The sequence below is a fragment of the Streptomyces venezuelae genome (assembly GCF_008642375.1).
GTDB classification, from domain to species: Bacteria; Actinomycetota; Actinomycetes; order Streptomycetales; family Streptomycetaceae; genus Streptomyces; species Streptomyces venezuelae_G.
In genome coordinates this window covers 4,080,647-4,095,344 of the sequence record NZ_CP029194.1, presented here as the reverse complement: position 1 = coordinate 4,095,344, position 14,698 = coordinate 4,080,647, and the positions used below count along the sequence as shown (strand labels likewise).

General features: G+C 74.8%; 8 protein-coding genes. 4 read left to right on the top strand and 4 right to left on the bottom strand.

Annotation, left to right across the window (positions count from 1 at the left end):
* Window positions 1-124 precede the first annotated feature (124 nt).
* Entirely contained in the window at window positions 125-1,309 is a 1,185-nt protein-coding gene (gene lhgO, locus DEJ46_RS18610) for an L-2-hydroxyglutarate oxidase (protein WP_150267906.1), read from the bottom strand.
* 95 nt (window positions 1,310-1,404) lie between these two features.
* Window positions 1,405-2,925, bottom strand: a complete 1,521-nt coding sequence (locus tag DEJ46_RS18605; protein WP_150267904.1) for an MFS transporter — start codon at window positions 2,923-2,925, stop codon at window positions 1,405-1,407.
* Between the two features lie 572 nt (window positions 2,926-3,497).
* Here DEJ46_RS18605 and DEJ46_RS18600 point away from each other — a divergent pair.
* The 3 genes from DEJ46_RS18600 to DEJ46_RS18590 all read left to right on the top strand — a co-directional run bounded on the left by DEJ46_RS18600 (window position 3,498) and on the right by DEJ46_RS18590 (window position 9,844).
* Complete coding sequence (locus DEJ46_RS18600) at window positions 3,498-5,726, top strand: asparagine synthase-related protein (protein WP_150274549.1); 2,229 nt, start codon at window positions 3,498-3,500, stop codon at window positions 5,724-5,726.
* Between the two features lie 125 nt (window positions 5,727-5,851).
* Window positions 5,852-6,448 carry a Uma2 family endonuclease gene (locus DEJ46_RS18595; RefSeq protein WP_190623228.1) on the top strand — a complete coding sequence of 199 codons (597 nt, stop codon included), beginning with the start codon at window positions 5,852-5,854 and terminating at the stop codon, window positions 6,446-6,448.
* Between the two features lie 72 nt (window positions 6,449-6,520).
* Window positions 6,521-9,844 carry an ATP-binding protein gene (locus DEJ46_RS18590; protein ID WP_150267902.1) on the top strand — a complete coding sequence of 1,108 codons (3,324 nt, stop codon included), beginning with the start codon at window positions 6,521-6,523 and terminating at the stop codon, window positions 9,842-9,844.
* Here DEJ46_RS18590 and DEJ46_RS18585 read toward each other — a convergent pair.
* A complete protein-coding gene (locus DEJ46_RS18585; RefSeq protein ID WP_150267901.1) occupies window positions 9,831-11,885 on the bottom strand; it encodes a sigma-70 family RNA polymerase sigma factor in 2,055 nt (684 codons plus the stop codon). The genes DEJ46_RS18590 and DEJ46_RS18585 overlap by 14 nt on opposite strands.
* A 227-nt stretch (window positions 11,886-12,112) precedes the next feature.
* Window positions 12,113-12,904: a TetR/AcrR family transcriptional regulator gene (locus tag DEJ46_RS18580; RefSeq protein WP_150267899.1), complete on the bottom strand. Its 792-nt coding sequence runs from the start codon at window positions 12,902-12,904 to the stop codon at window positions 12,113-12,115.
* Between the two features lie 335 nt (window positions 12,905-13,239).
* Between DEJ46_RS18580 and DEJ46_RS18575 the strand changes: the two genes are divergently transcribed.
* A complete protein-coding gene (locus DEJ46_RS18575; RefSeq protein WP_150267897.1) occupies window positions 13,240-14,604 on the top strand; it encodes an NAD(P)/FAD-dependent oxidoreductase in 1,365 nt (454 codons plus the stop codon).
* Window positions 14,605-14,698: the final 94 nt, after the last annotated feature.

Below are 14,698 nucleotides of genomic sequence, written 5' to 3'. Positions count from 1 at the left end.
GCGGAGCCCCGGAGAAGAAGAACTTCCCCCTCCACCCCCGCCAGCCCCCGGCAGGGTTTCGGGGAGGGGCGGGGTGGGGGATCCAAGCCCTCGCGCCGCACCCCACGCCCGCCCGCCCGCGAAGCTACAACCGCTCCAGCGCCCGCCGAGCCACCTCCCGCCCGATCGGCAGCGAAGCCGTCGCCGCCGGCGAAGGCGCGTTCAGCACGTGCACCGTCCGCGCCGCCTCCCGGATCAGGAAGTCGTCGACCAGCGTCCCGTCCCGCAGCACCGCCTGCGCCCGCACCCCCGGCGCCGCGCGCCGCAGGTCGGACTCCTCCACCACCGGGAGGAGTCTCCGGACCGCCTCCGTGAAGGCCCGCTTCGACAGCGAGCGCCGCAGCTCACCCGCCCCGTACCGCCAGTGGTCACGGGCGATCGCCCACGACCCGGGCCATGCCAGCGTCGCGCCCAGTTCGCGCGGGCGGACGACGGACCAGCCGTATCCCTCCCGGGCGAGCGCCGGCACCGCGTTCGGCCCGATGTGGACGCCGCCGTCGATGCCCCGGGTCAGATGCACCCCGAGGAACGGGAACGCCGGATCCGGCACCGGATAGACCAGCCCCCGCACGAGCGAGGGGTCCGCCAGTTCGTAGTACTCCCCACGGAAGGGGACGATCCGCATCCCCGGGTCGTCGCCCGCGAGCCGTGCGATCCGGTCGCAGTGCAGCCCCGCGCAGTTCACCAGGACCCGCGCCCGCACGACCCGTCCGTCCGCCGTCCGCACGGCGACGCCCCACGGCCGGCGGTCGATCACGGTGACCTCGGCCCCGTAATGGATCCGCGCCCCCGACGCATCCGCGAGCTGCTTGGCGACGGCCGTGTAGTCGCAGATGCCGGTCGTGCCGACATGGATCGCGGCCAGCCCCCGCACCCGAGGCTCGTACTCGCTGATCTGCGCGGGCCCGAGCTCCCGCACCGGGATGCCGTTCTCCCTGCCGCGCTGCACGAGCGCGTGCAGCCGGGGCAGCTCCTCGCGCGAGGTGGCGACGACGAGCTTCCCCGTCACCTCGTGCGGAATGCCCCACTCCGCGCAGAACTTGACCATTTCGGCCGCGCCCTCGACAGCGAACCGCGCCTTCAGCGAGCCGGGCCGGTAGTAGATCCCGCTGTGGATCACCCCGCTGTTGCGCCCGGTCTGGTGCCGCGCGGGGGCATGCTCCTTCTCCAGGACCGTGACCCGCGTGCCGGGGGCGGCGCGCGTCAACGCGTACGCCGTCGACAGACCGACGATCCCACCACCGATCACCAGCACGTCACAGTCGAACACCAGCGCCACCTGTCACCTCCCACCCCTGATAGTGCACTGGCCCACTGACAATCCCGCGAAACCTCACGAGACGCAGCTCACGCCGACCGCACGGATCACACCGGTGCCACCAGCAGAGGGCGTGCCCGCTCCCGCAGCTCCACGACGCGCGGCTCGTCCCCGTACGGTTCGAGCCGGTGCAGCAGATCCCGTACGTACTCGGTCGTCCGTGCCGACGAGATCCGCCCGGCCACCTCCACCGCGCGCGTGCCCGCCGCACAGGCCGCGTCCAGGTTGCCCGACTCCAGCTCGGCGACGGCGGAGACGACGAGCCGCAGCCCGTGCGAGCGGACGAACTCCTCCGTCGGCCGGGACAGCGCCTGCTCGGTGAAGCGCCGCACCTCGCGCGGCATCCGCAGATCCCGGTAGCACTCGGCGGCGTCGGCGCAGAACCGGTCGTACGAGTAGAACCCCAGCCACGTCGGGTCGGCGTCGCCCGACCGGGACCGCTCCAGCCACCCCTCGGCGGCCTTCAGCGCCGCCGCCGCGGCCGGCCCGTCCCCGGCCTTGGCGTGCGCGCGGGCCTCGACGAGCCGGAAGAAGGACATGGTGCGGGCGGTGGCGAGCCCCCGGTTCCGCTCCAGCGCGGCCTGGGCGAGGTCGACGCCCTCGTCGGCGAAGCCCCGGTAGGTGGCCTGGAGGGACATGGAGGCGAGGACGTAGCCGCCGAGGGGCACGTCGGCGGCGGCGCGGGCGAGCCGCAGGGCCTGGATGTAGTAGCGCTGGGCGGCCTCCTGCTGGCCGGTGTCGAAGGCCATCCAGCCCGCCAGGCGCGTGAGCTCGGCGGTCGCGCCGAAGAGCGCGCGGCCGACCTCGTCCGAGTACGAGCCGAGCAGCAGCGGCGCCGCGTCCACGCGTAAGCACTCGGGGACCATCGACGAGCGCCAGTCCCCGCCGCCGTACTTGGAGTCCCAGCGGCGCGCGTCCTCGGCGGCCTCACGGAGCTTGGCGACGTCGCTGTGGCCCACGCGCACGTGCTCCGCGCCCCCGCCTGCGCCGGATCCGGACTCCTCCCCACCGGAACCGGAACCGGGCCCCGAGCCGGCGCCGGGACCGGATCCCGCTCCGGCCCCTCCGCCCCCGGCCCCGAGACGGGGCGCCTCGCGCTCCACCGACGGGTCGGCGGGGGTTATCAGCCAGCGGGAGGCCGGCGTCGCGTACGCGCTGACCGCGAAGGAGCCGGCCAGCGACTGCCAGATGCCGCCACCGCCGGCCCGCCGCCCGGCGAGATCCAGCCGGTACAGGTCGGTGGCCGAGCGGACCGCCTCGCCCACATCGCGCGGGAAGGCGAGCCCCACCTCGGGCGCCGGATCGGCGTCCGCGAGCCCGATCTCGTGCAGCGGCACGGGCCGGCCGAGCTTCTGGCCGATCGCGGCGGCGATCAGGTGCGGGGCGGCGCCCTGCGGCACCATGCCCTTCGACACCCACCGGGCGACCGACGTCTTGTCGTAACGAAGCGTCAGCCCCCGCTGCGCACCGAGGTCGTTGACGCGCCGGGCGAGCCCGGCGTTGCTGATTCCCGCGAGGGCGAGAACCGTGCCGAGCTTTTCGTTCGGCCCGCGTTGCTCCCTGGACATGACGCCACCCCTCGACAACCCAGACGGCCGCCACGACGCCGGGCATAGGCGTGCGGCATTCGTAAACACAGCGTAGTTCGCCGCATCCCTACCGTTAAGGGGCGGTGTTCCGTATGGCGGGATTGTTGTGTGAAAGGACGGCGCCGGGGGCCGCCGGCCCGCCCCGTGCTCCCGCCGTGTGGCCGTGCGCCCGGCCGTGCGCTCTCGTCCGGCCGGCGCGGGGAGCGCTTCCATGGGTGGTGCGTGGGTCGGCCCGCTCGGCCGGGAACGGTGTCCCGGACCAGTGGGCTGGGGGACACCGCCGCTCCATTCCCCGCGGGCGGCGGACGGCGCCGGGAGGCGGGAGCGCCTCCCGGGCTGCCGGTGACGCATGAGGGCGCTGGGCGTCCGGGCGGCCACCCGGACGCCTCGCCGGCCCTCCGGGGAGGGTCGATATTTGGCCGAATGACGCTGGTGCCCAACTGGCCCATGCCAGGGGCGCATTCGGCTTTCACGCGCGTGCACCCGGACTCCGCCCCGTGCGCCGTTGTCGTGGCAGCATGTCCTCCACCGAAACGAACGTGGAGGCGCCGATGCGATGGCTGGTGGGCTGGAGCAGTGTCGCCGCGAGCTTCGCAACGACAGCGGGGTACGGCGCCGGCGCGGGCCACGGCTCCACCGGGGGGTACGGCTACGACTCCGGTACGGGCTACGGCTCCGGCGCGAGTTACGACTCCGGTACGGGCTACGACTCCACAAGGGAACACGGCTCCACCACGGCGGCCGAGGCCCGCACGGTGCAACCGGTGGGCGCGCAACCCCTGTGGGGCGGCCCCGATCCCTTGTGGGCGGTCGGCGACTGGCGCCCCGACGAGGTGCGCGTGGTGGCCGTCGACGACCACACCCGCCTCGCCGTGCTCGGCTGTTGCGCCGCCACCGACGAGGAGCTGCGGCTCGGCCTGCTGACCGCGCGCGGGGGCGCACTGCGGCATCTGACGGCATGGCCGGGGAGCTACACCGCCGTCGTCAAGGCGGGCCGCCGGGTCACCGTCACCGGTGATCTCGCGGGCGCCCGACCGGTGTTCCACACCCCGTGGGCCGGCGGCACCGCCTACGCGACCGCCGCCCTGCCGCTCGCCGACCTCGTCGAGGCCCAGCTCGACATCGGCCACCTCGGCGCGCTGCTCGCCTGCCCCGAGACTCCGGAGGCGCTGCGCGACTCGACCCCGTACGAGGGGGTGCGACGGGTCCCGCCGGGCCACGCGCTGATCCTGCGGGAGGGTTCGCGGGAGATCGCCGGGTACGAGACGGTGGCCTCGCTCGCGGTCGCGGCGCCCGAGTCGGACGCCCGGCAGGCCGTCGAAGGAGTACGGGACGCCCTGGTCGAGGCCGTCAGGGCCCGGCTCACCGCGCCCCGGCACGCGCCCGAGGCCCCGCTGCCCGATCCGGGCCCGGTGCCCGGGATGGGGCCCGCCGACCGGCGCGCGGCCCGGGGTGGCGGCCCGGCGCCCGGCATCGGCGCGGACCTCTCCGGCGGCAGCGCCTCCGGCACGCTCGCGCTCCTCGCGGCGGGGCTTCCGGGGGTGCCGGGCACGATCCTCGGCCACGGCGCGGGCGCGGGGGAGCGACTGCTGGCGGTCACCTTCAACGACCTGGTGACCCGGGCGGGTTCGGACCGCGAGGAGGAACTGAAACGGGCCGGGGAGATCGCGGCGGACCCGCGCCTGCACCACGTGGTGGTCGCGGCGGGCGAGGAGGCGCTCCCGTACGCGGCGCTGGACGGGCCGCTGACCGACGAGCCGGGCCCGTCGCTCGTCACGGCGGAGCGCCACCGGCGGAGGCTCGCGGGCGGCAGCGCGGACCACTTCACGGGGATGGGCGCCAAGCAGGTCCTGGACGCGCACCCGGCGCGCCTCGCCGACCTCCTGATGGACCGCAGGCGCCGCTCCCTGGTGCGCCCGGTGGCGGCGCTCGCCAAGGCGTCGGGCGCGCCGGGGGGCGCGCTCCTGGTGCCGCTGACCGTGTACAGGGCGGCGCGGAAGCTGGCCCGTACCCCGTACCGGACGGGCCTGGAGGCGGCGGCGCGACGGGTCCTGGAGGCGAACCGCGCGGCCCCGGACGGCTTCGGCCCCCTGGAGGCCTCGCTCTCCGCACTGACCTGGTCGCGACCGGGGCCCGCGGCGCGCTGGATGACGGGGGAGGCGCTGGCTGAAGTATCGGTTCGCCTGAACAGGGCGGCGACGCTGCCGACCTCGGTCCAGCGCCCGGGCGAGGCACGCGCGCGTGCCGCCCTCGCGCGGGCGGCGGCGGACCACCGGGTCCTGGAGCAGGCGGCGGAGATCCGCGGCCAGCGGCTGCACGCCCCGTTCCTCGACAACCAGGTGGTACGGGCCTGCCGCGCCCTCCCCGAGTCGCTCCGGGTCCAGCCGGACGCCCGGGCGTCCATCCTGCGCACGGTCCTCACGGGCGCCGGCGTCCACCACCTCCCCCCGGGCTGGGGCGCCCCGCACCCGGCGGTCCCGGCCGCCGCCGCGCGCGCGGGCCTGCGCGCCGCGCTCCCCCACCTCCTGGCCCTCTTCGACGCCCCGCTCCTCGCGGACGCGGGCCTGATCGAGGCCCGCGTCGTCCGCGAGGCCCTGACCGCGGCGGCCGACGGCGCACCGGTCCCGCTGGACGGCCTGGCCGACCTGGTCTCCACCGAACTCTGGCTCCGCCGCCTCCTGTCCCGCCGAGGCTCCTGCTGGACGAACACGACGGAACCCCGAGCCCACCGCGCGGTCCAGGGCCCGCTGATCCCGGCGTCGAGGTCGCTGCCGGCGTGAGGGGGGCGGGCGATGGGGGTGAATCGTCACAGCACGCTCGTTCGAGTGAACGCGTTCCGGACCTTGCCGCGCTGCCCGCCCTAAGCTGAGAGCGTCGCACCGAGCGAAGGAGGTCCAGCGTGGCGATGCCGCTGCCGGTTCCGGAAGACGCGTTCTCCGAGGGCATGCCCGAACGTGAGGGTGCGAGTGTCCAGGAGGCCTTCGAGCTGTTCAGCGCGCTGGCCCCCAAGGGCTGGCGCGTGGAGCTGATCGAAGGGGAGATCTGCGTGGTGCCTCCGGCCAACGGCGAGCACGAGGAGATCGTGACTGAGGTGGTGGAACAGGTCATCGCCCGTCGCGTCGACAGGGAGCTCCGCAACTTCACGGGCATCGGCCTCAGCCTGCCGGGAGCCACCGACACGGTCAGGGTCATCCCCGACCTCGTCATCGCCCCTAAGGGCAGCTTCGACGACCAGCAGGAGTGGCACGGTCCCGACCCGGTTCTCCTCGTCGCCGAGGTGACCTCCTCCTCCACCGCGAGCCGCGACCGCGTCCAGAAGATCCGGGCCTACGCGCGGGCCGGCATCCCTGTCTACCTGCTGATCGACCGTGAGACGGGTGAGGCCGTTGTGTGTTCCGGTCCTTCCGGTGACGACTACGGACACAAGTCCATCCACAAGCTGGGGACAGTCGTCCCGCTTCCCCGCCCTCTCGGCTTCGAGCTCGACACCTCGGCGTTCTGACGGCCTGACGCTCAGGGTCCCACCCGGCTAAACCCCGAGGCGCACCCCGAGGACACCGGACACAATGACCCGGTGCGGTATCTCATCCTCGGCACCACCGAGGCCCTTCGTCCCGACGGCACCCCCCTCCCTCTCGGCGGCGCACGGCTGCGCGCGCTCCTCGCCGCGCTCGCGCTGCGCGGTGGCCGGGCCGCGACCGCCACCGAACTCGCCGACGACGTGTACAGGGACGACCCGCCGCAGGACGCGCCCGCCGCCCTCCAGGCCCTCGTCGGCCGCCTCCGCCGGATCCTCGGCGCCGAGGCCGTCGCCTCCACCCCCGGCCCCGGCTACCGGCTCGCCGCCGGTCCCGACGACATCGACCTGTACGTCTTCGAGCGCCTGGCCAGGGACGCGGGCACCCGCCTCGACGCCGGCGACCCCGACACCGCCGCCACCCTCCTCCGGGAGGCCCTCGCCCTCTTCCGGGGCCCCGCCCTCGCCGACCTGCCCGACCCGGCGGGCCTCCGGCCCGAGGCCCAGCGGCTCGCGGCCCTGCGCCGCCGCGTCGAGGCCGACCTGCGCCGGGGCGCCACGGACGGACTCGTACCGGAGCTGACCGAGCTCACGACCACGTACCCGTACGACGAGGCCTTCCACGCCCACCTCATCCGCGCCCTGCGGGCCGAGGGCCGCCACGCCGACGCGCTCGCCGCGTACGAGTCGGCCCGCCGCACCCTCGCGGACGCCCTCGGCACCGACCCGGGCCCCGAACTCGCCGCGCTCCACCACGAACTCCTCGCGGCCACCCCCCGGCCCGGCCCCGAGCCCCGGCCCGAGCCGCGTACGCAACAACCGTCCATCACCCCCGCACGACCCACCGTCCCCACCCCCACCCCCGCCGCCACCCCGGGCAACATCCGCCCCCGCCTCACCTCCTTCGTCGGCCGCGAGCCCGAGATCGCCGCGCTCCAGGACGACCTGGCCCGCTCCCGCCTCGTGACGCTCACCGGCCCCGGCGGCTCCGGCAAGACCCGGCTCGCCGAGGTGGCCGCGGTGCGCGCCGCCGGCCCCGACGCCTGGATCGCCGAACTCGCCCCCCTCGACGACCCCGAGGCGCTCCCCGGCGCCGTGCTCTCCGCGCTCCGGCTCCGCGAGATCAACCTGATCAGCCGCGACGGCGTGCCCCTCCAGGACGATCCGACCGCCCACCTCGTGGAGCACCTCGCCCGCCGCCCCCTCCTCCTCGTCCTCGACAACTGCGAGCACGTGATCGGTGCGGCGGCGGCCCTCGCCGAGACCCTCCTCACCCGCTGCCCGCGGCTCCGCATCCTCGCCACCAGCCGCGAACCCCTCGGCGTCCCCGGCGAATCGGTCCGCCCCGTCGAGCCCCTCCCGCCCGACCCGGCCCACCGCCTCTTCGCCGAGCGCGCCCGCGCCGTACGCCCCTCCTTCGACCCGGCCGCCGGGACCGACGCCGACGCCGGCACCGTCGCCGAGATCTGCCGCCGCCTCGACGGCCTGCCGCTCGCCATCGAACTGGCCGCCGCCCGCCTCCGCCTGCTCACCCCGCGCCAGATCGCCGACCGCCTCGACGACCGCTTCCGTCTCCTCACCTCCGGCTCCCGCACGGTCCTGCCCCGCCAGCAGACCCTCCGCGCGGTCGTCGACTGGTCCTGGGACCTGCTCGAACCCGCCGAGCGCACCCTGCTCCGCCAGGTCTCCGTCTTCGCCGGCGGCTGGGACCTCGCCGCCGCCGAGGCCCTGGCCTCCGGGGCGGCCGACACCCTCGGCGCGCTCGTCGACAAGTCGCTGGTCGTGGCCACGCCCACCGACGAGGGCGAGATGCGCTACCGGCTCCTGGAGACCATCCACGAGTACGCCGCCGAGCGCGCCGCCGAGACGCCCGAGCTCCTCGCCGCCACCGGGGCCGCCCACACCGCCCACTTCACGGCCCTCGCCGAGAAGGCCGAGCCGAAACTGCGGTCAGGGGAGCAGCTCCCCTGGATCGGCCGGATCGAGCGGGACCTCGACAACATCCGCGCCGCGCTCCACCGCGTCCTCCTCACTGCCCCCGACGAGGCCGCCGCCCACCGGCTCGTCTTCGCGATGGGCTGGTTCTGGTGGCTGCGCAACTACCGCCCCGAAGGCCTGGCCTGGGTGGACCGCGCGCTCGCCCTCGGCGAGGACCCCGACGACCCGGCCGACCCGCGGTACTGGCCGCGCATGCACCTGCGCATGCTGCACTTCTTCCTCGCCGTCGAGAACCACACGGCCGCCCACTACCGCGACGACCGCGACGCCATCGCCCTGGTCGCCCGGGTGCGCGACGCGTTCGGCAGCGAGCCGGGCCCCGAGGCCGCCCGCTTTCCTGGCCTGCTCTGGCCGTTCACCGCGTACCTCAGCGAGGAACCGGCCCGGATCCGCGCCCTGCTGGACGCCTCCGTCGCCAACTGCCGCCGCCACGGCGGTGACTGGGAGGTCGGCGTCACCCTCATGTTCCGTACGCATCTGGTCGTCGACATGCCCGGCGGCCTGTCCGGCGGTGTCGCCGGGATCGACGCGGACCTGGCCGAACTCCGCGTCCTCTCCCGCAGGGTCGGCGACCGCTGGATGGGCGCGCAGATCGCGAGCGCGGCGGCCGAGGCCAACATGATGCGGGGCCGCCACGAGGAGGCGGGGGAGGCGTACGAGGAGGCCCTCGGCCTGGCCCGCGAGGTCGGAGCCCACGCGGAGACCCCGTTCCTCATCGCCCGGCTCGCCGAACTGTCCTACCGCGCCGGTGACATGGATGCCGCGGTGAAGGGGCTCGAAGAAGCGACCCGGGAGGCGGAGCGCTACCACGTGCGGGACACGGAGATGTTCGTGTGCTTCCTGGGCGCGGCCATCGCCTGCCACCTCGGCGACGTCGAGGCGGCCCGCGCCCGGCTCGAGGCGGCCGGCCGGCTGATCGGCGTCGGCCCTCCGCCGCCGCACTTCGAGGCCGCGATGACCGGACTCGCCGCCCGCGTCGAGGCGTACGAGGGCGGGGGTGCCGCCGCCGTGGCCGCCGCCGCGGCCGCGCTGCGCGTCGCGCGGGACGCCCAGTGCGCGGACCTCATCGTGGCGGCACTCGGGGAGGGGCTCGCGGTCACCCTGGCCGAGGCGGGTGAACCGGCCCTCGCGGTGACGGTCCTTGCCGCCGTCGACACCTGGCGCCACGAGCTGCCCCGCTCGGTCCCGGAGCTGCGGGAGGCGGAGGACGTGACCGCGCGGGCGCTCACCGCCCTCGGCGCGTCCGGCCTCGCCGCCGCCCGCTCGGCCGGCACGGGCCTCGCCCCGGACGACGTCCTGGCGCTCGCGGCCGCCTACACGGCGACGGAACCGGAGGGACCGGAGGGACCGGAGGGACCGGAGGGACCGGTCAGGAGCAGCTGATCCGGGACTGTGCCCAGTCGGCGATCGCGGCCCTGCCGAAGGGCGTGTGCTCCTCGACCACGAGCCGGAGCATGGAGCGGCCCGTGATGTCGACGTGCACCGGGAGCGGCGGATCGCCCGCCCGGACGACGTCGGAGCGCCAGAGCCGCTCGCCGTCCCCGTAGACCGAGAAGCGGACGCCGCCCTGGCCGAAGAGGGCGCTCATGTCGTCGATGCCGACGACCGCGTCGTAGCTCGTGCACTGCCGGTTGAGGTTGATGAGCAGCGAGGACGGCGCGTGCACGCTCACCCCGTGGGCGTACCGGGTGTCGTTGATCGAGAGGCCGTTCCGCGGCCACATCCAGCTGCTCTCGGAGAGGGACACCTCGGGCTTGGTGCCGTCGCCGAAGATTCCGTACTCCAGCTCGTCGACCGGGTAGACGGTGGCCGGCGCGGGCGGGGGCGGCGGCTTCGGGGTGGTCTTCTCGGCGCTTGGCGTGGGCGTCGGAGTCGGTGTGGGCGTCGGCGTCGGTGTGGGCTCAGGACTGACCGTCGGCGTGGGCTTGGGCGTCGGCTCGGGAGACGGCTTCTCCGGGCCGGGTGTGGGCGTAGGCGTCGGCTCGGGTGTCGGAGTCGGCTTCGGCGTGGGCTTCGGCGGATCGGACGGTACGGGCGGGGGCGGCGGTTCGGGCGTCGGCGTCGGCTTCGCCGGGGGAGCGGGCTCCGGCGGTACGACGGGGGTGACGACCGGCTGCGTGGGCTTCGGCGCGGCGACGGGCTGCGGGTCACCGGCCATGGCCCAGACGAGCCCGGCGGCCGCGGCGACGGCCAGGCCGGCCGCGATGCCCGCCTTCGCGGGCAGGCCGAGCCCCTCGGCGGCGGCGCCGCCCGAGGCCGCGCCACCGGAGGTCCCGCCGGACGCGCCGGAGGCCGCGGCCGCCGCGCCCGCGCCGGCGGCGCCGACGGCACCGCCCGCGACGACCCCGGCGGCCTTGAGGGAGTACCCGGCGGCGAACCAGCCGATCACGGCGATCGGCAGCAGCGCGGGGATCCCGGCGTTGACATGGGCCAGCTCACCGGCGGCGAGCCGGCACTTGGCGCACTCCTCCAGGTGCTTGCGCAGCCCGCGCTCGGCCCGCATCCGCAGTCCGCCGCGCGCGTAGGCGCCGAGCCGGTCCGCGTACCGGGCGCAGTCGCCGCCGGCGGTGAGGGACTGGCTGACATGGGCCTGGAGGTAGGCCTGCTTGAGGCCCTCGCGGGCCCGGCTGGCGAGCACGGCCGTGGCGTTGGCGGTGAGCCCGAAGAGCGGGGCGACGTCGCTCGGGGACTCCTCCTCGACGGTGGTGTGCCACAGCACGGCCTGCCAGCGCTCGGGGAGCGAGCGGAAGGCCTGCATGGCGAGCGACTGCTCGGCCTCGTGCATGGCCCGGACCTCGGCGCCGAGGTCCATCGTGTCCTGGTCGGACACCTCGGAGGAGCGGGAGGCCTCCGCCGCGAAGACGGCGAAGTCCTCGACGAGGTGCTCGCGCTTCTGCGTCCTGGCCCAGTTCGCCGCGACGCGCCGGACGGTGGTCATCAGATAGGCGCGCACGGCCTGTTCGGGACCGGCCCCGCCACGGACCGCCTGGAGGGTGCGGGCGAAGACCTCGGCGGTGAGGTCGTCGGCGGTGTGCGCGTCCCGGCAGCAGGTGCGCGCGTAGCGCCGGACGGCCTCGGAGTGGCGTCGGAACAGCTCCTCGTACGCGGAGTCGTCGCCGTCCCGCATGAGCTGGACGAGCTCGGAGTCGGAGGGGGGCAGCTCGACGGGCGGCGGCAGGACACCACCGGCCTCGTCGGCCGTGTCGTCCGCGGCGAAGCCCGCTCCCCCGCCCCCGACACCCGACCCGGCACCCGCCTTGCCCTCGCGCTGCTGAGGGACGCTTGCCTCGACCGTCCCCGCCCCGCTCGCGTGCACACCGGGCAGGCTTCCCGGGCCACCCTGGCTCGGGACCTGGCGGGGAGGCAGTCCCCCGGTCTCCGCGCCGCCGCTGCCCAGCGGATCGTCCCGACCGTCACCGCTCATCGCGGAAGCCCCCGTACGCACGCCCAGACCCGAACACCGGCCAAGACTGCCACAGAGCGCGAGCACGCCGAAGCGCCGCGTCCACTTACCACTCGTCCGGGGCGACTTCCTGTATCCGGGCGTAACCGCTCACACGTTCGTGCGATGCTCGTTGGTCCGCCCGGAGCACAGAAACACCGCTCCCGCCGTAAGTCCCCCGAGAGTCCCCAGGGCCCCTCGCGAATCCCCTACCGGGAGCGCAGGCCCTCAAGAAGGATGTCGAGGAGACGCGTCGAGGCCGCCGCCTGCTGCGCCGCGTCCGGCAGCGCCGGAGCAGCGGTCGCGATGACGAGCAGCACGTCGGCCACGGTCACGTCGGCCCGCAGCTCACCGGCCTCACGCGCCCGGTCCACGAGCCGGCCGACGACGTCGAGCAGCTCCGCGGCCCCCGCGTCGTCCCGCTCCTCGGCCGGCACGGGGCGCGGCGCGACGACACGGGCGTCGGGATCGGCGACGCCCCGCTGGTACGGCACCCGGGCCGCGTCCCCGGAAGCGGAAGCGTCCGCGCCGACCGGTCCCGTGGGCTCGTCCACACCCACCCGCAGGACCTGCGGAGGCAGCAGCCGACCCGCACCCGAGGCGACCGAGGTCCGCAGGAACCGGGAGAGCGCCGACCACGGCTCCTCCTCCTGTCCCAGCGCCGCCCGCGCCTGCTCGGTCAGCCGGGAGGTCTCCTCCTCGGCTATCCGCCGCACCAGCACGTCCTTGCTGGGGAAGCGCCGGTAGACCGTGCCGACGCCGACCCGGGCGCGGCGCGCCACGTCCTCCATGGGAGCCCCGTAACCGAGCTCGCCGAAGACCTCGCGCGCGGCGCGCAGCACGTGCTCCAGATTGCGCTGGGCGTCCACCCGCAGCGGCGCGGACCTGCCGCCCGCCGACAGGGACACCGTCCCGGCACCCTGGCTGTCGTCAGCGGTCGCCGTACCGGCGCCCGACTGCCACCGTGAATCCTGAATCTGCATAAGCGTTCCCCCGCTCATGATGTCTCCCCCCGGAGACTCCCCGCCCTGACACGGGGCTTCCGGCCCGCGAGCGCTTCGGTCCACGCGCTCCCGTCCCACACCCCGATGAAGTACGAACATAGTTGAGTCCGGGTCAATTCAGAAGGGGCAGTTCCGTACGGTGCGCCCCCCGATCGGAGCAAGGCCCGGAAGACTCCCGATTCCGACCCCACGACCCACCCGTCACGCCCACTGTGACCTGCATCGTTTCCCCTGTCCCCCGCTCGCGCGCCACCCCGCGCCTCCGTACCCCACCGGTCACACAATTTGTCGAGCCTGTGGACAAACCACGGACGGCGTTGCGTCATGGGACAGTGACCGAACCTGCGCGCATTCTCGTGGTCGGCGGTGGATACGTCGGCATGTACACCGCGCTGTGCCTCCAGCGGCAGCTCAGGGCCGAGCTCAGAGCCGGCACGGTCGAGATCGTGGTGGTCACCCCCGAGCCGTACATGACGTACCAGCCGTTCCTGCCCGAGGCCGCGGCCGGCTCCATCTCCCCGCGCCATGTCGTCGTCCCCCTCCGCCGGGTCCTCGACCGCTGCCGGATCCTCATCGGCGAGGTCCGATCCGTCGACCACGCCAAGCGCACGGCCGCGCTCTCGACCCTCGCCACCGAGGAGGAGGGCAGCGGCGGCCTCGAGCTCACCTACGACGAGCTCGTCCTCGCCCCCGGCTCCGTCTCCCGCACCCTCCCGGTCCCCGGCCTCGCCGACCACGCCATCGGCTTCAAGACGGTCGAGGAGGCCATCGGCCTGCGCAACCACGTCATCGAACAGATGGACATCGCCTCCTCCACCCGCGATCCCGCGATCCGTGACGCCGCCCTCACCTTCGTCTTCGTCGGCGGCGGCTACGCGGGCGTGGAGGCCCTCGCCGAGCTGGAGGACATGGCCCGCTACACCGCGCGGTACTACCACAACGTCAAGCCCGAGGACCTGCGCTGGGTCCTCGTCGAGGCATCCGACCGGATCCTCCCCGAGGTGGGCGAGGACATGGGCAAATACGCCATCCGCGAGCTCCGCGGCCGCAACATCGACGTCCGTCTGGAGACCCGCCTCGAATCCTGCGAGGACCGGATCGCCGTCCTCAGCGACGGCACCCGCCTGCCCACCCGCACCGTCGTCTGGACCGCCGGCGTCAAGCCCGCCCCCGTCCTCGCCGCCACCGACCTGCCCCTGAACGAACGAGGCCGGATCCGCTGCACCGCCCGCCTCGCCGTCGAAGGCGTCGAGCACGCCTGGGCGGCGGGCGACGCGGCGGCCGTCCCCGACATCACCTCCGGAGAACCCGGCAAGGAATGCGCCCCCAACGCCCAGCACGCCGTCCGCCAGGCCAAGGTCCTCGCCGCGAACATCGCCGCCTCCCTGAGCGGCCGCCCGCTCACGGAGTACGCGCACGCGTACGCGGGGTCCGTCGCCTCCCTCGGCCTCCACAAGGGAGTGGCCCACGTCTACGGACGTAAACTCAAGGGCTACCCGGCCTGGTTCATGCACCGCGCCTACCACCTCAGCCGCGTCCCCACCTTCAACCGCAAGGCCCGCGTCCTCGCCGAATGGACCCTTTCCGGCCTGTTCAAGCGGGAAATCGTCTCTCTCGGCTCGCTGGAACACCCACGCGCCGAATTCGAACTCGCCGCCGCACCGCCACCCGCAGACGGCGACAAGCCGTCGTCCTGACATCACTGTCAGTGCACTCGTCCACACTGGACGTGTGACCATAGGTGGGCTCACACCTGCACAGCGTGACTCTGCACGGCACCGACACCACGAG